16 protein-coding genes and 1 pseudogene are annotated in these 20,193 nt (G+C 65.7%); 16 read left to right on the top strand and 1 reads right to left on the bottom strand.

Annotated features, from left to right (window positions below; genetic code table 11):
• Window positions 1-178: 178 nt before the first annotated feature.
• Window positions 179-1,483, top strand: a complete 1,305-nt coding sequence (locus CFB45_RS09215; protein ID WP_089425357.1) for an MFS family transporter — start codon at window positions 179-181, stop codon at window positions 1,481-1,483.
• Window positions 1,484-1,569: 86 nt separating this feature from the next.
• Here CFB45_RS09215 and CFB45_RS09220 read toward each other — a convergent pair whose 3' ends face one another.
• The gene (locus CFB45_RS09220) at window positions 1,570-2,499 is read right to left on the bottom strand and encodes a LysR family transcriptional regulator (protein WP_089425358.1); all 930 of its coding nucleotides are present in this window, start codon (window positions 2,497-2,499) and stop codon (window positions 1,570-1,572) included.
• 137 nt (window positions 2,500-2,636) lie between these two features.
• Between CFB45_RS09220 and CFB45_RS09225 the strand changes: the two genes are divergently transcribed.
• The 15 genes and pseudogenes from CFB45_RS09225 to CFB45_RS09285 all read left to right on the top strand — a co-directional run bounded on the left by CFB45_RS09225 (window position 2,637) and on the right by CFB45_RS09285 (window position 20,096).
• Complete coding sequence (locus CFB45_RS09225; protein ID WP_256976651.1) at window positions 2,637-3,638, top strand: agmatine deiminase family protein; 1,002 nt, start codon at window positions 2,637-2,639, stop codon at window positions 3,636-3,638.
• 46 nt (window positions 3,639-3,684) lie between these two features.
• On the top strand, window positions 3,685-4,599 hold the full coding sequence (aguB, locus tag CFB45_RS09230) for an N-carbamoylputrescine amidase (RefSeq protein WP_089425360.1): 915 nt from the start codon (window positions 3,685-3,687) through the stop codon (window positions 4,597-4,599).
• Window positions 4,600-4,609: 10 nt separating this feature from the next.
• A complete protein-coding gene (locus tag CFB45_RS09235) occupies window positions 4,610-5,722 on the top strand; it encodes a polyamine ABC transporter substrate-binding protein (RefSeq protein ID WP_089425361.1) in 1,113 nt (370 codons plus the stop codon).
• A 152-nt stretch (window positions 5,723-5,874) separates the two neighbouring features.
• Window positions 5,875-6,909: an agmatine deiminase family protein gene (locus CFB45_RS09240; RefSeq protein WP_256978183.1), complete on the top strand. Its 1,035-nt coding sequence runs from the start codon at window positions 5,875-5,877 to the stop codon at window positions 6,907-6,909.
• A 150-nt stretch (window positions 6,910-7,059) separates the two neighbouring features.
• Window positions 7,060-8,586 carry an agmatine deiminase family protein gene (locus tag CFB45_RS09245; RefSeq protein WP_089425362.1) on the top strand — a complete coding sequence of 509 codons (1,527 nt, stop codon included), beginning with the start codon at window positions 7,060-7,062 and terminating at the stop codon, window positions 8,584-8,586.
• 259 nt (window positions 8,587-8,845) lie between these two features.
• Window positions 8,846-9,127: pseudogene (locus CFB45_RS09250) on the top strand (alpha/beta fold hydrolase); the annotation flags it as partial.
• 380 nt (window positions 9,128-9,507) lie between these two features.
• The gene (locus tag CFB45_RS38280) at window positions 9,508-9,765 is read left to right on the top strand and encodes a hypothetical protein (protein WP_144025189.1); all 258 of its coding nucleotides are present in this window, start codon (window positions 9,508-9,510) and stop codon (window positions 9,763-9,765) included.
• Between the two features lie 50 nt (window positions 9,766-9,815).
• A complete protein-coding gene (locus CFB45_RS09255; RefSeq protein WP_089425363.1) occupies window positions 9,816-10,394 on the top strand; it encodes a fimbrial protein in 579 nt (192 codons plus the stop codon).
• A 60-nt stretch (window positions 10,395-10,454) separates the two neighbouring features.
• The gene (locus tag CFB45_RS09260) at window positions 10,455-11,174 is read left to right on the top strand and encodes a fimbrial biogenesis chaperone (RefSeq protein ID WP_256978184.1); all 720 of its coding nucleotides are present in this window, start codon (window positions 10,455-10,457) and stop codon (window positions 11,172-11,174) included.
• An 88-nt stretch (window positions 11,175-11,262) separates the two neighbouring features.
• Window positions 11,263-13,977: a fimbria/pilus outer membrane usher protein gene (locus CFB45_RS09265; RefSeq protein WP_256978186.1), complete on the top strand. Its 2,715-nt coding sequence runs from the start codon at window positions 11,263-11,265 to the stop codon at window positions 13,975-13,977.
• Between the two features lie 88 nt (window positions 13,978-14,065).
• A complete protein-coding gene (locus CFB45_RS09270) occupies window positions 14,066-14,782 on the top strand; it encodes a fimbrial biogenesis chaperone (protein WP_256976595.1) in 717 nt (238 codons plus the stop codon).
• A gap of 78 nt (window positions 14,783-14,860) precedes the next feature.
• On the top strand, window positions 14,861-16,291 hold the full coding sequence (locus CFB45_RS39400; protein ID WP_256978187.1) for a two-partner secretion domain-containing protein: 1,431 nt from the start codon (window positions 14,861-14,863) through the stop codon (window positions 16,289-16,291).
• 18 nt (window positions 16,292-16,309) lie between these two features.
• On the top strand, window positions 16,310-17,866 hold the full coding sequence (locus CFB45_RS39405) for a GLUG motif-containing protein (RefSeq protein ID WP_256978189.1): 1,557 nt from the start codon (window positions 16,310-16,312) through the stop codon (window positions 17,864-17,866).
• A gap of 59 nt (window positions 17,867-17,925) precedes the next feature.
• Window positions 17,926-19,101, top strand: a complete 1,176-nt coding sequence (locus CFB45_RS09280; protein ID WP_089425366.1) for a fimbrial protein — start codon at window positions 17,926-17,928, stop codon at window positions 19,099-19,101.
• A 179-nt stretch (window positions 19,102-19,280) separates the two neighbouring features.
• Entirely contained in the window at window positions 19,281-20,096 is an 816-nt protein-coding gene (locus CFB45_RS09285; protein WP_089425367.1) for an ABC transporter substrate-binding protein, read from the top strand.
• Window positions 20,097-20,193 lie beyond the last annotated feature (97 nt).

Consider the following 20,193-nt stretch of genomic DNA (forward strand, 5'->3'; position numbering starts at 1 on the left):
ATGACGAACGCGTGGCAGGAGAAAAATTTTCTACATCCGGACGAACCCGGAGAGCCCGTTACTTTACATTTCGCTAAAATTCCATAGCGCCGTGCGCCGGAACCGGTGCCACGTACGATCGCACGCGGCGGCCCCCAGCCGTCTCGCCCAGAAAGCACTAAAAGGAACTGACCAATCCATGGACGTCCAGACCGACCAAGCTGCGCTGTCCGCGCATGACACCCGGCGGCGCGTGTTCGCCATCGTCGGCGCCTCGTCGGGCAACCTCGTCGAGTGGTTCGACTTCTACATCTACTCGTTCTGCGCGCTGTACTTCGCGCCGGCGTTCTTCCCGAGCGGCAACACGACGACGCAGCTGCTGAACACGGCCGGGGTGTTCGCGGCCGGCTTCCTGATGCGCCCGATCGGCGGCTGGCTGTTCGGCCGCATCGCCGACCGCCACGGCCGCCGCAACGCGATGATGATCTCGGTGCTGATGATGTGCGGCGGCTCGCTCGTGATCGCGGTGCTGCCGACCTATGCGCAGATCGGCGCGCTCGCGCCGGCGCTGCTGCTGATCGCGCGGCTGTTCCAGGGGCTGTCGGTGGGCGGCGAATACGGCACGAGCGCGACCTACATGAGCGAGGTGGCGCTGAAGGGCCGTCGCGGCTTCTTCGCGTCGTTCCAGTACGTGACGCTGATCGGCGGCCAGCTGTGCGCGCTGCTCGTGCTCGTGATCCTGCAGCAGACGCTGTCGGCCGACGAACTGAAGGCGTGGGGCTGGCGCATTCCGTTCGTGGTCGGCGCGGCGGCCGCGCTGATCTCGCTGTACCTGCGCAAGTCGCTCGACGAGACGTCGACGACCGCATCGCGCGACAAGAAAAACGCGGGCACGATTCGCGGCGTGTGGCAGCACAAGGGCGCGTTCTTCACGGTGGTCGGCTTCACGGCCGGCGGCTCGCTGATCTTCTACACGTTCACGACGTACATGCAGAAGTACCTCGTGAACACGGCCGGCATGCATGCGAAGACGGCCAGCAACGTGATGACCGTCGCGCTGCTCGTCTACATGCTGATGCAGCCGGTGTTCGGCGCGCTGTCCGACAAGATCGGCCGCCGCACGTCGATGATCCTGTTCGGTTCGTTCGCGGTGATCGGCACGGTGCCGCTGATGCATGCGCTGAAGGACGTGACGAGCCCGGTGGCCGCATTCGTGCTGATCACCGTCGCGCTCGCGATCGTCAGCTTCTACACGTCGATCAGCGGGCTGATCAAGGCCGAGATGTTCCCGCCGGAAGTGCGCGCGATGGGCGTCGGCCTGTCATATGCGGTCGCGAACGCGATCTTCGGCGGTTCCGCCGAGTACGTCGCGCTGTGGTTCAAGTCGATCGGCAGCGAGGAAACCTTCTACTGGTACGTGACCGTGCTGTGCGCGATCTCGCTGCTCGTGTCGTGGCGGATGCGCGATCCGAGCAAGGAAGGGTATCTGCGTCACGAGCCGTGATCGGCTGCGCAGTGTGCGCATCGAGCGCATTCGCATCATGACGAACGTCCCGCCATCCGGCGGGACGTTTTTTTTGCGGCATGCGATTACGCGGGCGGAGGCGTCGCGTGGTCGGACGCCGGATCGGATGCGCTCGACAGGCTACCTTGCTCGACCAGCCATTCGAACATCCGCTCGACGATCGGCGAGCGCGACGGGCCTTCCATGCGCGACAGCCACCACGTGGTGCCGGGCAGGCGCGGGTAATCGGCGAGCACGGTCAGCGTGCGCTGGTCGATGCCTGCCTGCGCGACGAGGCGCGGCAGGCACGCGATGCCGCGGCCGCGCAGCACGGCGTCCAGCACGAGCCGCTGGTCGTCGTAGATCGCATGCATCCGGAATGCCGACAGCTGCTCGCGAAACACCGTCGCGAGACGCTCGTCGGTCAGGCTGGCTTCGAGACAGATGACGCCCACGTGCTGCGGGTGCGCGTCGCGCGGCACGCGTTCGAGTTGTTCCGCCAGCGGCGTCGCGCACACCGTCACCCATTCGTCCCGCATGAACGGGATATCGAGCAGGCCGGGCTGCAGCATCGGCCGCGTGCCGATCGTCATGTCGACGTCGATCTCGTCGACGTAGCGCGCGGTTTCGTCGGTCGACAGCAGCGGGCACAGGTCGGGCAGCGCGTGCTGCAACTGCTCGAGGCGCGGCTGCAGCCAGCCATGCAGCAACGGCGCGGGACACACGAGCACGACGAGCCCCGGGTTCAGGTAGGTCGCGATGCGGTCGAGGCCGCCACGCAACGTGTCCATCGCGCGCTGCACGCTGCGCTGCAGGACCTCGCCGGCGATGGTCAGTTCGACGCCGCGGCCGCGCCGGCGGAACAGCGGCTGACCGAGTTGCGCTTCGAGCTGCTGGATCTGATGGCTGATCGCCGATTGCGACAGGTGCAGCTCGTCGGCCGCGCGCGAGAAATTACCCAATCGGGCCGCGGCTTCGAAGCCGGTCAGCAGTTTCAAGGAAGGAACGCGTTGCATCGAGGTATGAGGCAGATTGATTGATTCGGCCAAGAAATATCAATATTCATCAAGTTTAACCTGACGCACAATCGGCCATCAATCACAACGGAGGCTGAACGATGGGTCGCTTTGATGCTCGCCAGCGCGGTTACCGGATGCCCGCGGAATGGGAATCCATGGATGCCACGTGGCTCGGATGGCCGGTTCTCCACGATCGCGAGGATCTGTGGGGGAGCCACTACGCGCAGGTGTGCCGCGAATTCGCGCTGGTTGCGCGGACGATCGCCCGCTACCAGCGCTGCGTGGTGGCCGCGCACCACAGCCAGGCCGACGCCGCGCGCGAGATGGTCGGCGCGAGCGTCGACGTGCTGCCGGTCGCGGCCGAGGACAACTGGCTGCGCGACTGCGGGCCGGTCTTCCTGGTGAGCGAACAGCGCGGGCTGGGCGCGGCCGTGTTCCGCTTCAACTGCTGGGGCGAGAAGTACCAGCCGTACGACGGCTGCCAGCAGGCCGGGCAGGACATCGCCCGCGCGGCCGGCGCCGAGATCTTCAATTCGCACCTGGTGCTGGAGGGCGGCGCGTTCTACGTCGATGGGCAGGGCACGCTGGTCACCACCGAGAGCTGCCTGCTGCATCCGAATCGCAATCCGCACCTGAGCCGCGCGGAAATCGAAACTGAGCTGCGCCGCATGCTGGGCGTCGAGAAGATCATCTGGCTGCCGGGCAATCCCGACGAAGTGGAGACGAACGGGCACGTGGACGGCATCGCATCGTTCATCGCACCCGGCCGGATGCTGTGCCAGACCGCGCTGCCGGAGCAGGGCGACTATTTTCACGTGATGCGGGAAAACCGTCGCGCGCTGGAGCTGGCGACCGACGCGGCGGGGCGTCGCTTCGAGCTGCTCGACCTGCCGTCGCCGATCGTCACCGAACGCTTCGGCTCCGAGCGCTACTGCGATTGCTACGCGAACTACATTCTGGTGAACGGCGCAGTGATCGTGTCCGCGTTCGGCGTCGAGCAGGATCAGGCCGCGCGCGAGGCATTCGGTCGCGCGTTTCCCGGGCGCAACGTGGAGATGCTGCCGATCCCGACGTTGTCGGTCGGCGGCGGCAGCATCCACTGCTCGACGCAGCAGCAGCCGTGCGTCGCGAACTGAGCGACGTTTCGTCAGCGGTTTCCGGTTCGACCGAGGAGCAATCGCAATGCCGTCCAAACACATTACCGTCGCCGCCGTCCAGATGGCGTCGGGCAGCTGGAATCTCGAAGACAACATGGCCACCGCGGAGCGCCTGGTCCGCGCGGCCGCCGCACAGGGCGCGAATCTCGTGCTGTGCCCGGAGCTGTTCGCGATGCCGTATTTCTGCCTCGACCAGAACGTGCGTCATCTCGAGCTTGCGCAGCCGTTCGAAGGCAACGCGCAGATCGCCCGTTTCGCGGCGCTGGCCGGCGAGCTCGGCGTCGTGCTGCCGATCGGCTTCTTCGAGCGCGCGGGCAATGCCGCGTACAACTCGATCGCCGTGGCCGACGCGGACGGGCGCGTGCTCGGCGTCTATCGCAAGACGCATATCCCGGACGGGCCGGGCTATACGGAGAAGTTCTATTTCACGCCGGGCGACACCGGCTTCAAGGTGTGGGACACGCGCTTCGGCCGGATCGGCATCGGCATCTGCTGGGACCAGTGGTATCCGGAAACGGCGCGCAGCCTCGCGCTGATGGGCGCCGAGATCCTGTGCTTTCCGACCATCATCGGCTCGGAGCCGTTCAGCAGTGCGTTCGATTCGTCCGGCCACTGGCAGCGCACGATGCAGGGCCACGCGGCCGCCAACATGGTGCCGGTCGTGGCCGCGAACCGGATCGGCCGCGAAGTCGGCTTCGGCAACGGCAATCCGGCGCAGCAGGGGCTCACGGGCGTGTTCTACGGGTCGAGTTTCATCGCGGATCACACCGGCGAGAAGCGGGCCGAGGCGAACCGCACCGATGAAGCCGTGCTCGTGCACACGTTCGATCTCGACGCGATCCGCGCCGACCGGCAATCGTGGGGCTTTTTCCGCGATCGCCGCCCGGAGATGTACCGCACGTTGCTGACCAGCGACGGCGTGTCGTCGTGTTATCGATGAGGGAGGCCCGATGAAACGGAAAGGAGGGTTGCGCTTCGTGGTGCCGGGCCTCGCGCTGTGCGTGCTGGCCGGCACGGCCCGCGCCGACGAAGAGAAGGTGCTGAACCTGTACAACTGGAGCAATTACTTCGCGCCGGATACGCTGGCCGGCTTCGAGAAGGAAACCGGCATCAAGGTGCGCTACGACGCGTACGACAGCGACGAGACGCTGCAGTCGAAGCTGCTGACCGGCAACAGCGGCTACGACCTCGTGTGGCCGACCAACGACTTCATGGCCAAGCAGATCCAGGCCGGCGTGTTTCGCAAGCTCGACAAGAACCGGCTGCCGAACCTGAAGTATCTCGATCCGTCGCTGCTGAAGCAGATGGCGCAATCCGATCCGGGCAACCAGTATGGCGTGCCGTACATGTGGGGCACCGTGGGCGTCGGCTACGACCGCGCCAGGGTGCGCGCGATCCTCGGCAAGGACATGCCGGCCGACAGCCTCGACCTGCTGTTCAAGCCGGAGATCGCGGCGCGCGTCGCCGCGAAGTGCGGGCTGGGCCTGCAGGATTCCGCGAGCACCGTGCTGCCGCTGGCGCTGCGCTATGTCGGCCGCGATCCGATGCACCCGTCCGCGCAGGACTATGCAGCCGCGCAGGCGATGCTGATGAAGATCCGGCCGTTCATCCGCGAGTTCGTCAATTCGTCCGATGCCAACGAGCTGATCGACGGCGAGCTGTGCGTGACGGTCGGCTTCTCCGGCGCGATCAACCTGGCCGCGCAGAAGGCGAAGGCGCGCGATCCGAAACGCGACGTCGTGTACGACATTCCGCGGATCGGCACCCTGATGTGGTTCGACGCGATGGTCATCCCGGCCTCCGCGAAGCATCCGGACAACGCGCATGCGTTCATCAACTACATCCTGCGTCCGGACGTGATCGCGAGGATCTCGAATTCGACGCGCTACGCGAATGCGAACCAGGGCGCGCTGAAGCTGATGGACCTGGCGCTGGTACGCGATCCCGGCATTTATCCGGACGAGGCGACGCGGCGCACGCTGTTCACGCCGATCGCCGAATCGCCGGCCGCGATGCGTGTGGAAGGCCGGACCTGGCTCGGCTTCAAGACGGCGCGGCCGTGACCGCGCATCACGAAGCCGCCGAACGATTGAAACAACCGAAGCAAACGAAGCAACCGGCAAGCGAAAGAGGAATGCCATGACAACGAGACGTCAACTGTTGCAACGCGGCCTGTCCGTATCGGGGGCGGCGCTGGCCGCCGGCGCGCTCGGGGGTGCTCGGCCGCGCCGCGCACGCGCAGCAGGGCGCAACCTGGCACATGCCGGACGAGGGCGCGCCGCACACGGCGACCTGGATGGCGTTCGGCCCGAGCGAGGACATCTGGGGCGCGCGGCTGTTGCCCGTTGCGCGCGCGAACCTGGCCGCGATCGCGAAGGCGATCGCCGCGCACGAGCCGCTCAAGATGCTGGTGCGCGAGCAGGACTATGCGATCGCATCGCGGCTGTGCGGTTCATCGGTCGAGCTCGTCCAGCACCCGGTCGACGATCTGTGGATGCGCGACACGGGGCCCGTGTTCGTGAAGAACGCGTCGGGCCAGCTCGGCGGCGTGAGCTTCAATTTCAACGGCTGGGGCAACAAGCAGGAGCACGACCAGGACGCGGAAGTCGCGCCGTTCGTGGCGGAGCGCGCCGGTGCGCGGCTGCTCGACACGCGGCTGGTGCTCGAAGGCGGCGGCATCGAGGTGGACGGCGAGGGCACGGCGATCATCACGCGCAGCTGCGTGCTCAACCGCAACCGCAATCCGGGCGTCAGCCAGGCACAGTGCGAGGCGGAGCTGAGCCGGCTGCTGGGGCTGAAGAAGATCATCTGGTTGCCGGGCATCGCGGGCAAGGACATCACCGACGGGCATACCGACTTCTATGCGCGCTTCACGAGCCCGGGTGTGGTGGTGGCCGGGCTCGATACCGATCCGTCTTCATACGACCACGCGGTGACGCGGCAGCATCTGGAGATCCTGCGGAAATCCACCGATGCAAAGGGCCGCCCGTTGAAGGTCGTCGTGCTGCCGGGGCCGAAGTCCGTCCGGCATCAATACGAGAACGATGAGTTCGCGGCCGGCTACATCAACTTCTACGTGTGCAACCGCGCGGTGATCGCGCCGGCGTTCGGCGACAGCCGCGCCGACCGCAATACGCGCGACACGCTCGTCGACCTGTTTCCGGGGCGCGAGATCATCCAGCTGAACATCGACGGCATCGCCGCGGGCGGCGGCGGCATCCACTGCACGACGCAACAGCAGCCGGCCTGAGCACGGCCGCGGGCCGGCATGTGTGACCGGCCCGTACGACCGTAGCAGGCAGCAGTTCATTCCGGACTACTGAAAACAATGCGGAGTCCGTCTTGCGAGACGGAAGCCGGCGTGCACGCGTGCGCGCCGACCGCACAAAGGAGTTGAAACATGACGAAACGACGTACCCATGCGAGCACCGGCAAGCGCATGCAGCGCACACCCGATAACGGCCGGCGCGGCTTCATCCGATATTCGGCCGCCTTTCTCGGCGTGCCGCTGCTGGGCAGCCTGACCGCTTGCGGTGGCGGTGGCGATGGTGCATCCGGCGCGGCTTCCACGTCGCCAGGCACGACATCTGGCACGACGCCGTCGACGCGGCAGGTCAAGTACCGGCTGCCGGCCGAAGATGCGCCGCACGCATCGACCTACATGGCTTTCGCTTCCGGCGCGGATGGCATCTGGATGCCCGTCACGCCGCAAAGCACGGATGCAGGCATCGACCGCGTGCGGGCCGACCTGATGGACGTCGCAAAAGCGATCGGCGCAACCGAGCCGGTCGACATGCTGGTGCTGCCGGCCGATCTCGACGCGGCCCGCGCGCTGCTCGCGACCGCGAGCGTCGCGAACCCCGACCTGCACGCGCGCTATGCGGCGCGCGCCGCGGGAGCCGGCGGGATCAACCTCGTGCCGCTCGCCGACGGCTTCAACGATTTCTGGGTGCGCGACACGGGGTGCCTGTTCGTCAGGGATACGACGAACGGCGATGCGCTGAATGCGGTCGACTTCAATTTCAACGGCTGGGGCAACGCGAACACCGACGGCGCCGGGATGCGCTCCGGCGCGACGGTCCCGCCGGAAGTCGCGGCCGCGAGCAACCGGTCGAAGGCGGGCAAGTTCTTCCAGCCGTTCAGTCGCGACAACGTGGTGGCGGGCTGGATGGCGCAGCGGAAAGGCGCGAGCCTGATCCGCAGCACGCTGACGCTCGAAGGCGGCGCGATCGAATTCGACGGCGAGGCGACGGCGATCCTCACCGAATCGTCCGTGCTGCACGTGAACCGGAATCCGCAGCTGTTCGACATCCCGAACGGCGTGATTGCGAATGCGACGCTGCTGCCGACGGCGAAAGACACGGTGCTCGCCGAACTGCAGCGCACGCTCGGCGTGCGGAAGATCATCTGGCTGCCCGGTACGGCGACCTATCCGCGCGGCAGCGGCGCGGGCGGCGCCGGCGGCGCGGCGACCCCGGCCGGCGAGACCGACATCACGAACGGGCACGTCGACTTCTACGCGCGCTTTCTCGCGCCCGGCGTGGTCGCGTGCTGTTACGACGCGTCGAATTCGACCGGCGAGCGCGCATTGACGGACGCGAACCGGCAACGGCTCTCCGGCCAGACCGATGCGAACGGCCGGCCGCTGCAGATCGTCGAGCTGGTGCCGCCGGTCAATTTCGGCACGTCGGCCGGCACCAGCCTGACCGACCGGCAGATGACGAATTTCGCGGCCGGCTATATCAATTTCTACGCCTGCAACGGTGCGATCGTCATGCCGAAGTTCAACGACGCGGCGGCAGATGCGGCTGCAGTTGCCGCGATCCGGCCGTATGCGGGGAACCGGTCGATCGTGCAGGTCGACATCCTCGGCATCGCGTCGGGCGGCGGCGGCATCCACTGCTCGACGCGGGAGGTGCCGGCGTGAGCGAATCCCGTCATATCGATATTGAAATCGATTCGTTGTCCAGGACGGGCGAATTCCTTAATCTGGGCCTGTAGTTCGTGTGACACCTCCTTGACTGGGATTCGCGCCCGCTGCTTGCAGCGGGCGTCTTTTTTGGTGCGCTGCGTCTCACGCCGGTCTCGGCGGAATTGGTCGCGCCCGTCGGCTCGCCTGTGCTGGCTGCTGCATGTCCGCGCGACGGTCCTGATCGGCCGGGCCGGTGACGGTTTGATGACATGCCATGTCAAGAAGAGAAGCGCTCGTGACGGCCGTCACGCAGAAGGCGCCGGGGGCGAGCACCTTCGCGGACACCATTCACGCGCCGGCCTGGCGCGTGAAACCGTCGTGGTACCAGATCTCGAGCGAAGACCGGATGATCGCGCCGGAGAACCAGCAGCGGATGTCGGCGCGGATGGACGCGCGCAAGGTCATCACGCTCGATGCAAGCCATGCGTCGCTCGTGTCGAAGCCGGTGGCGGTCGCAGCATTGATCGACGAGGCGGCGACCGCGCTCGTCGGGTGATGTAGCGGCAGGACACGGCGCGGTGCCGCGCTCCGGGCCTGTGCGGCAACGCGCATCTCGTCGCGAAGCGACGGGTCTTCACCCCTTCCATACGCCAACAGTTTCCTGTCCGCAAGCGGCGTCGCATGCAGCCGGTTCGTGTGCGATTTGACTTCCCGCGTTCTCGGTGAAATGCGACGCCGTGACGAGAAGTCGAATTCGAAAACCCGAGCAACATGTCGATGCGCGATCTTGCGCGGCCCACTCATGTTCGAAAGCGGGGATCGGACTTTTCTTATTTTTAACGCTGATAAATGGCGGGTTGTCAATATTATCTGGTTCACATGGCCATTTGGATTAGAAATAATCCAATCAATTGTTAATTTCCAGGAGTCTGTACGATGCGCGATACCGAATCGCCAGTGGTACGTGCATCCTGCTTGCAGCTCAAGTTCGATGAACCAGGCCTGCCGGTCGCGATCGTCGTCACCCGAGGGGAGGATAAAAGGAGTTCATATTTCTTACTCGTACTATTTGAGAAAAATTTACGGGCCAATAGAATTGCGATGTCGTCGTTTTTCGGGATAAAAATTCATTTATTCGAGAAGGCGCGATGCGATCTGTATTTCGGGAATTTGAGCTCCTCCGGAAATTCCTGAGTCGATCGGACTGTTTTCGAAAAATCATTCATTTGAGAGGAATTCCAAAGATGAAAATGAACTTGCTTCGGGGTTGCGTTGCAGCAGGCATCGCCAGCGCTGCGCTGGTACCGTCGCTTGCCCACGCGTTCGACGGCGAGCTGGCCTTCTACGGCAGCATCTCCGACGTGACCTGCAACGTCAACGGCCAGGCACCTGGCTCCAGCAATCGGCAAGAGGTACAACTTGGCGATCGCATCAACCCGGCCATGTTCGACGTGATCGGCAAGACGTCGAATGACGTCGAGTTCAGTGTCAAGATCGGCGGCAATACGGGCTGTACCAACGGCACGAAGGTCGTGATGGAGTTCGATCCGGTGTCGGTCAACATCAACCCGTCGACCGGCAACCTGAAGCTCATCGGCACCAAGCCGGCGGAGGGGATCGAAATCCAGATCAAGGACGCGGGTAACACCAAGAACGGCAAGATCATGCTCGGCACGCCGCAGACCGACCCGCAGATCGCGACCGTCGCGAACAACACCGCGACCCTGACCTACAAGGCGGCATACGTGTCGACGGCCTTGCCGGCTGGCATCAAGACCGGTTCCGGTAACTCGTTCATCCGGTACATACTCGCTTATCACTGATCGGTCTCGTTCCCATTACACGTCATGACATTGTCAATTCGGATTCCTTATCCAAGAGTCGTGGCCGGTGTCGTGGCGTGGGCTGCCTGCGCCACGCTGGCGCAGGCGGCTCTACTGCTGAACGGTACCCGCGTGATCTTTCCCGAGCGGGCTCGCGACGTGACGGTCCGGATGGAAAATTCCGGTACGGAACCGGTGCTCGCGCAGAGCTGGATCGACGATGGTCGCGTCGACGTTCCGCCCGAGAAGATGCGCACGCCGTTCGTCGTTGCGCCGACACTGGTGCGCGTCGAAGCCGGGCGGGGCGCCGTATTGCGCATCACGAACATGCAGGCGTCGCTGCCCACCGATCGCGAATCGGTGTTCTGGCTGAATGTGCTCGAGGTGCCGACGGTGCAGCAAGACGCGGACAACCAACTGCGCTTTGCCTTCCGAACCCGTATCAAATTGTTCTACCGGCCCTCGGCGCTGGCGAACGACGTCGGGATGGCGGAGAACAAGCTGGTCTGGAAGGTGGCTGACGGTGCGGCGCATGCGGGCAGGCACCCGGTCGCGCTCGAGGTGTCCAATCCGACGCCGTATTACGTGTCGTTCGGCAAGGTCGAGGGCGAGGTTGGCGGCGCTTTCGTCGAGGCCGGTGGCGGGATGGTCGAGCCGTTCGGTGCCCAGCGCTTTCCGTTGCCGGGCGTCATGCCGTCGCAACGCCCGACGACCGTGCGCTACATGACCATCGACGACTACGGCGGCCGCAGCACGATAACAAAGAAACTGACCGACTGAGCAGTTTTTTCACGCAACGCATCCAGCAGGCACGACCCGGCATACCGATCCGCATTATCGATTCGGTATGCGAAATTAATGTATCCACATGCGCAGTTCAGCAGGTTTTTATTATTCATGCGCGCCGGACCTCGCCCCGCGGCTGCCGAAGCGGCCGTGCCTGCTGGCAGTCGCTTCGGTATTTGCGTCGGTCGCGATGGCGTCGGGGGCGAATGCCGTCGCGGATACCGTCGACACGGTCGTGCGGGACGACGCGCGCCGCGAGACCACCGGCGCATCGCCGGCAACCGGCAAGACGCATTTCGACGATTCGATGCTGATGCACGGCCCCGACAGCGGGCCGATCGATACGACGCCGTTCGAACGTCCGAACGCCGTCGTGCCGGGGCAGCATCGTGCAGACCTGATCGTCAACGGGCAGTGGCGCGGCGTGGAAGAGATCACGTTCCGCCACGATGCGCGCGATGACGTGCAGCCTTGCTACGACCGGCTGTTGTTGCAGCGCGCCGGTGTCGACCTCGAGCGGAGCGCACGGGGCCAGGACGGCAGCCAGCCGCCGAATCCGCTGCCCGACGGGTTGATCTGCGACACACCTTCCCGCTACGTACCGGGGGCCGCATTGTCGTTCGACGCGGCGGAGCAGAAGCTGTATCTGACGGTGCCGCAGTTCTACATGCGCGTCGCCAGTCAAAGTAGCTACGTCGATCCGGCGAACTGGACGAACGGTGTGCCGGCCGCGCTGCTGAGCTACAACGCCAGTGTATTTTCGACGCGTTCGGGCGGCTACGAATCCTCGCAGCTCTACACGGGGCTCTCGATGGCGGCCAGCGCCGGACGGTTCCGGATTCGCCACAACGGCAACCTCACGTGGTCGCAGCGCGGGGGTGCCCGCTACCAGCGCGGCTACATCTACGCGCAAACCGATTTGCCCGACTGGCACGCGCAACTGCTGGCCGGCGAGAGTTCGACCAGCGGCGCGCTGTTCGACGCCGTGTCGTTCCGCGGTGTACAGATCGACAGCGACGACCGGATGCTTCCCGACGAGCAGCGCTACTACGCGCCGGTCGTGCGTGGCGTCGCACAGTCGAATGCCAAGGTGACGATCCATCAACGCGGCTATCTCGTTCACGAGACGACGGTCGCGCCGGGGCCGTTCGCGATCGACAACCTGCAGGCGATGAGCTACGGCGGCGATCTGAACGTGACAGTGACCGAGGCCAACGGCGAGACACGCAGCTTCGTGGTGCCGTTCGCGACGACGGTCCAGCTGCTGCGTCCCGGCCGCACACGGTTCAGCGCGATGGCGGGCCGGGCGATCGAGCTCGGTGGCGACATCGGCACGCAGTACGTCGGCCAGTTCACGGTGCAACGCGGCGTCAACAATGCACTGACGGCCTATGGCGGCGCCGCGTTTGCAAACCGCTACCAGTCGGTACTGATGGGCGTCGGGCTCAATACGCCGATCGGCGGCTTCGCCGCAGACGTCACGATCGCGCGAACCCAGCCGCCAGGCAGCGAGCGCCTGAGCGGTTCGAGTATTCGGGTGTCTTACAGCAAGAACCTGCCGAATAGCGGCACGAACTTTTCGCTGCTCGCGTATCGCTACTCGACCAAGGGCTATCTCGGCCTGCGCGATGCGTTAGTACTGAACGGCCGGAGCGATCAGCGCGTGGGCGCCGAGGCATTCGCGCGGCTGCGCAATCGGGTCGATCTCAACGTGAGTCAGCAGATCGGGCGATCGGGCAGCGTCTACGCGAACGGATCGGCGCTCAGCTACTGGGCGGGAGGCGGGCAATCGCTCAGCTTCACGCTCGGCTACAGCACGCAATGGCGCGATGCGACCGTGACCGCGTCGGTGCAGCGCGTGCGCAACCTGTCCACCCGTTACGCGTCGTCCGGCGGCGGGGCGGGCAGCACGCTCGTCAGCGTGAACGTTTCGATTCCGCTCGGACGCGACTCGCGGCGCGCGCCGATCTTCAGCACGCTGATGACGCGTGACAGCAGCAACGGCACGAGCGCCACGGCGAGCCTGGCCGGGCGTTTCGGCGAGCGCAGCGATGGATCGTACTCGCTGTCGTCGAGCTACGACGGCAACAACCGCGCGTCGTCGGGCAGTTTCGGCGTGGGCTACCAACTGCCGGTTGCGTCGGTGTCGGCGAACATCGGCCTCGGGCGCGACTATCAGCAGGCGTCTGCGAACGCGGCGGGCGCCGTGGTGCTGCACCCGGGCGGCCTGACGCTCGCGCCAACCCTGAGCGAGACGATCGGCGTCGTGCACGCGCCGCACGCGCGCGGCGCCCTGGTGGCGAACACGAACGCACGCGTCAACCGGTTCGGCTACGCGATCGTGCCGAGCCTCACACCGTATCAGCTCAACCAGGTCGACCTCGATCCGAAGGATATTCCGGACGATGTCGAACTCAAGACGACATCGCGCAGCGTCGCGCCGCGCTCGGGATCGGTCGTCATGCTGTCGTACGACACGCTGAAGGCGCGCGCGCTGCTGATCGACGCGCAGACCGAGGACGGCCGGCCGTTGCCGTTCGCGGCGCGTGCGCTCGATACCCGCACCGGCGCCATGCTGGGCGCGGTCGGGCAGGGCAGTCTCCTGCTGGCGCGCAGCGCCGACGACGACGGGCAAATTCGCGTCGAATGGGGCACGCGTGCTGATCAGCAGTGCGTGATCGACTACTCGGTGTCGCCGCAGGAGCGGACCGCGCGCGGCTACGTGACGCTGACGCGCGTCTGCCGTGCGATCCCCGTGACGGCGCCGCTCGCTCCAGGCCGTGGCGAGGGGCAATAGTTCGATGCACGGTCACGATTTCCTTCCCGCACCGGTGGTTATCCGATCGTCGTGCCGAGCCGTCGCCACGACCCGCGCTGCGAGGATCGTGCGCGCGGCGGTGGTGGCTTGCGCGGCGAGCGTCGGCGCAGTCACCGGCCACGCGGCGCTGTCCGTGGTCGGCACCCGCTTCGTCTATCCCGGCGATGCGCGTGCGCTGACGATCCTCGCGCGCAACGGTGGCGCTGAGCCGATCCTGGTTCAGGCGTGGCTCGACGTGGGCGACGCGAATGCCGATCCCGACCGCCTGCGCGTGCCGTTCGTCGTGACGCCGCCGCTCGTGCGACTCGATCCGGCTCGGCCGCTGGCGATTCGCGTGCAGTCCATCGGCGGCGATTTGCCGACTGACCGGGAATCCTGTTTCTGGATCAATGTGCTCGAAGTGCCGCCGGCCGTGCCGACGCACGACAACACCCTGCGCATCGCTTACCGGCTGCGCATGAAGCTCCTGTATCGACCACCCGGCCTGGCCGGCGATCCGGATCGTGCGCCAAATGCACTGACCTGGACGCGCGCGAACCGGCAGGCTGCTGCCACGATCGTCGCCACCAATCCCACACCGTACTACGTGACGCTGACGCGCGTGCTGCTGAACGGCGAACCCGTCTTGTCGGCGAGCCGCGCGGTGGACGTCGCGCCGTTCGGTCGGGCCGAGATTCCGGCCGGCACGCAGCTCGACGGGAAAGGGGACGCCGAGATCGTGTTCGACGCCGTCGACGATAGCGGCACATCGAACGAATACCGGGCGCGGTTCGCGCCGCCGTGACCGACGGACCGTCAGTGCTTGCAGTACCCGTCCTGTCGGGGCATCGACAGGGTTTCAACCACAACAAGGAAAACGAGCATGAACAAGACATACGCTTTGGTATGGAACGCCAGGCAGGGCGTTTGGCAGGCAGTCGGCGAACGGGTACGCCGGCACGGCAAGTCCACGATGCGCGCGCGCGTCGTCGCGGTGGCGACACTGCTTGCGGGTAGCGCGGCGACGTCCGTGCATGCGCTGCCGACGGGCGAGAACATCGTGTCCGGGAAGGCCGACATTCTGCGCTACGACAACGGGCAGCAGATGTCGGTCAACCAGCACACCGACAAGCTGGTGACGGACTGGCAGTCGTTCAACGTCGACAAGGGGCAGCGCGTCACGTTCAACCAGCCGTCCGTGACGTCGATCGCGCTGAACCGGGTCGTCAGCCAGGACGGCAGCGCGATCTACGGCAACATCGACGCGAACGGCCGCGTGTTCCTCGTCAATCCGAACGGCATCCTGTTCGGCAAGGGCGCGCAGGTCAATGTCGGCGGCCTGGTGGCGACGACGCTGGATATCAAGAACGAAGACTTCGAAGCAGGCCGCTTCCGGTTCTCCGGCCAGTCTCCGAGCGAAGTGCAGAACGCAGGCAATCTCGTGGCGAGCGAAGGCGGCTCGATCGCGCTGCTCGGCGCAAGAGTATTCAACAGGGGGATCGTTCAGGCACAGATGGGTACCGTCGCGCTGGCGGCGGGCAGCGACGCCACGCTGAACTTCGACGGCAGCAAGCTGCTCAGCGTGCAGATCGACCAGGGAATCGTCAACGCGCTGGTCAGCAACGAGCAGTTGCTGAAAGCCGATGGCGGGCAGGTGCTGATGAGCGCGAAGACCGCCGATACGGTGCTGCGCACGGTGGTCAACAACCAGGGCACGATCGAGGCGCGCACGCTCAGGAATACGGCAGGCCGGATCTCGCTGGACGGTTACGACGCCGGCACCGTCAACGTCGCGGGCGTGCTGAACGCGAGCGCGACGACGCCGGGCAACGGCGGCACGGTCGTCACGCGCGGTGCCGACGTGAAGGTGGCGCTCGGTGCGATGGTCGATACGCGCGCGACCAACGGTCGCGGCGGCAACTGGCGCATCGCGTCGTCCGACGTGTCGGTCACGGCAGGCGCGAACCAGGCCGGGACGATCGTGGCCGACACGCTGTCGCGCAATCTCGCGACCACCGATGTCGAGCTGGTCGCCGAACGCGGCCGGACGTCGGTCGACGGGCCGGTGACCTGGGCCAGTGGCAACCGGTTGACGCTGGCCAGCCGGCAGGGCGACGTGTCGGTCAACGGTGCGCTGCGGGCAACCGGCGCGAATGCGCGCGTGGCCATCGACGCACGGAAGAACGTGCGGATCGCGGCGCCGATCGCGCTGACCGGCACGAATGCGCTGCTGACGCTCGACTACGGTGTCGCGCAGTTGCTCTCGGGCGGCGCGGCCGTGACGCTGTCGGGGGCCGGGGCCGGCTTCGAGTAGAACGGCTATCGCTATACCGTGATCCAGAACCTGCAGCAGCTGCAGGCCGTCAATACGAATCTCGACGGTCTGTACGTACTCGGCAACAACATCGCCGGTTACTGTTCCTATTATTCGTGCACCACGTTCAAGACCATCGGTTCGGGCGCGTCGTTCTCCGGCGTGTTCGACGGCCTCGGCAACACGATCAGCAACCTCACCATCACGAGCAGCGATCCGTACGCGGGGCTGTTCGGCCGCAACACGGGCACCCTTGCCAACCTCAACCTGAAGTCGTTGCGCGTCAGCGCCGCGTCGGGCGTCGGTCCGGTGTCCATCGGCGGGCTGGTCGGCGAAAACGCCGGCAAGATCTCGAACGTGACCGCGACGGGCATGCAGGTGAGTGCGGGCGCCAACCGCAGCAATGCACTGGGCGGGCTGGTCGGCATCAACAGCGGCGAGATTTCCCAGGCGTCGTTTGCCGGATCCGTGTCGGGCAACAGCATGTCGTATGCCGTTGGCGGTCTGGTCGGCGAGAACCGCGTCGATCAGCTTGCCGGGATCGTGTCCGACAGCGAGTCCAACGCGACCGTATTCGGCGGCGCATCGAATCTCGCCTCGATCGGTGGTCTCGTCGGTGTGAACCGGGGCGGCGACATTCTGAGGTCGACGAGTCGCGGGACCACATCGGGCGCCAATATTGCCGGCGTGAACGTCGGCGGGCTCGTGGGCGCGAACCTGCTCGGCACGATCGACGACTCGGCCGCGCTGGGGCGTGTGACAGGCGGCTCGGGCGGTACGGCGGGCGGGCTCGTCGGCCTCAATACCGGCAAGATCGTCAAGTCGAGCGCAAGCGGATTCGTCGACGGCCGATATGCGCAAGCGATCGGCGGCTTTGTCGGGCTGAACCAGGGCACGGTGACCGACAGCAAGGCGCTGGGCGGCGTCGCAAGCGCGTCGACCGGTTCGACGGGGGGTTTCGTCGGCATCAACCTCGGCGCGAATGCATTCATCGACATGGCGGAAGCGCACGGTACGGTGAGCGGCGGTCAGGGCAGCAATGGCGGCTTCGTCGGCAGTCATCTCGGCGGCCAGATTGCTCATGCGGTCGCGCGCGGCAAGACGACGGGCGGTAACTACAGCAAGACGGGCGGCTTCGTCGGCACCAACGCGGCCGAACTGAGCAACGTCGATGCGAGCGGCGACGTGTCCGCCGGGGCCGGTGCGTCGGTGGGCGGTTTCGCCGGCACCAACGCGACGTCCGGCACGATCGAGGCCGCGTCGGCAACCGGCAACGTGATGGGCGGTTCGTCGAGCACGGTGGGCGGCTTTGCCGGCGAAAACCTCGGCGCGGTGCGCGATGCGTCGGCATCTGGGACGGTCGGCGCCGGGTGTTACGCGACGCTCGGCGGCCTGATCGGCCTGAACGCGGGGCTTGTCGAGCGCTCTGCCGCGAACGGGCGGGTCAACGGATCGTCGACCCAGACCTTCGGCGGCCTCGTCGGCATCAACCGCGGCATTTTCCGCAACAGCATCGCATCCGGCGAGGCTGGGCTGCAGAAGATCGCCGGCCTCAATCTGGGTGTGATCGAGTAATACAACAGGCGGCGGGCGAGCATGACCGGCGCCCGCCGCCGATACAAAGGTAGGGCAGCATGAAGACGATTCAAGGGCGCAGGCCGGGGCGAGTCGGCCGGGCGATGCATCGCCTCGCGATGGCGGGATACCTGGTGCTGGCATTCGGCACGCACGTCATGGCGCAAGGCAGCAGTGGCGCAACGGCGCTGGATTGCAGTTTCAGCAACATCGAGGCGTCACCTTGGCGCATGATGACGCCGCTGACGAGTACGACACCGCAAAATTCAATCCTGTATCAACGCACCGTTTCGCTCATGGTCTCGTTCAAGTACGGCACGGCGCCGACGGCGCATGAACTCGTGACTGCGGCACATTGGGCGTCGGGCAGTATCGTCGCGAATGGCGTCGCGCAGACGAACGTCAACGGCATCGGCTTCAAATGGGCCGGCGTGTCCGGCGACGACGTCGAGCGTACGCTGCAGCAAGGTGCGGATCCGATGGTGACCGCGAAGCACGACCTCATTCGCTCGAACGCAGGTGGTGCCGACTTGCGGATGATGCGCTTCCGGCAGTTTCTGGTACTCGACAAGCCGGTTTCGCAGTTGCCGCAGGGCAAGCTGGTCGTCAAGAACCTGCCGGGCAATCCGACCGTCGCGATTTATGCGATCGACTTCCCGAAAGGCGTTGCGTCGGTCGGCAGCCCGGTGACGGTGCCGGAGTCGACGACGCCGCCCAATCTGTGCAAGCAGATGAAGGCCTTTGTCGGCGTCGGCAACGTGTGCATCGGCAGCGAGTGCGAGATTCATGTGCCGAACCGCTGCGAGATCACGTCGAACTGGATCGTGCCGGTGACGCTCGGCAATTTCGCGATCAATCGATTTCCCAGCCTGAACGCGACGTCGAGGCCGGTCGGTTTCGATATCGCGCTCAGCCAGTGCGCGGCGTCGGCAAAGCCGTCGATCAGCTTCCGCGACAAGGCTGCGCAGCCGAATCCGGACAAGACGCTGCTGCAACTGAGCGCGCCGGCGGGCCAGACGGTCGCGCGCGGGTTCAACATCGTGATGACGAACGGGTTGACCGGCGAGCGGATCGCGTACGGCGAGCCGGGTGCGGCGATCGAGTATCCGATGCAGCGCACGGGCGACATGGCCGTGATGCCGCTGCGCGCGCAGTACATCCGTACCGGGGCGGATGCGGAGCTGGCGCCCGGCTATGCGGGCGGCGGCGCGGAATTTTCGTTTACGTTTCCGTGAAGGCGGCGCACGGCCCGGCCTCATCACGAAACCCGCTGAGCAAAGCACCATTTGTTGGTTCGGATTCGCGGTATGCGCTGGTACGTTAGCGGCTTCGCGGCAACACTGAGCTGCGATATTTCTCGAACCGGGCCGCCGCGCGATCCGCGGCGGCCTTCATAACAAATCAGGTCGTGCTCATGAAATTCCACACGCTCGCTACGTGGCTCGTCGGAGCCGCGCTCATCACCGCAGGCACCGTCGCGCATGCGGACCGTCTCGACGACATCAAGAAGGCCGGTGTGCTGCGCGTCGCGACGTTCGACAGCAACCCGCCGTTCGGCTATGTCGACGGCAAAAGCAATCACATCGTCGGCCTCGACGTCGACTACGCGAAGGCACTCGCCGACAAGCTCGGCGTGAAGCTGCAGCTCCAGCCGACCAATCCGGCGAACCGCATTCCGTTCCTGACGTCCGGCAAGGTCGATCTCGTGCTCGCGAACTTCACGATTACCGAAGAGCGCGCGAAGCAGGTCGATTTCAGTATTCCGTATTTCTCGTCGGGCCAGCAGTTTCTCGCGAAGAAGGGCGTGCTGAAATCGGCCGACCAGCTGAACGCGCTGCGCGTCGGCGCCGACAAGGGCACGACCAACGAGATCACGCTGCGCGAGAAATTCCCGAAGGCGACGATCGTCGCGTACGACGACACGCCGTTCGCGTTCGCCGCGCTGCGCGCCGGCAACGTGCAGGCAATCACGCAGGACGGCCCGAAGCTGATCGGACTGCTCGCGAACGTGCCGGACAAGCAGAACTACGAGATCCCGGCGTTCACGATCTCGAACGACTACATGGGCGTCGGCGTGCCGAAGGGCGAGACGCGCCTGCTCGGCTTCGTCAACGACACGCTGAAGGGGCTCGAGGCGAACGGCCGCGCCGTGCAGATTTACGACGCATGGTTCGGGCCGACGACGAAGACGCCGCTCACGCGCATCTTCCGGATCGGCGACAAGACCTGATCCGCATCGCACGCGCGCCGCGACTGGCCAAAGCATCATCGGCCGCGCGGCGCTTTTCGTTTTCTTCCGATCGCGCGCTTCGCGCCCTCAACACAGC

It is taken from the genome of Burkholderia sp. HI2500, assembly GCF_002223055.1.
Taxonomy (GTDB): Bacteria; Pseudomonadota; Gammaproteobacteria; order Burkholderiales; family Burkholderiaceae; genus Burkholderia.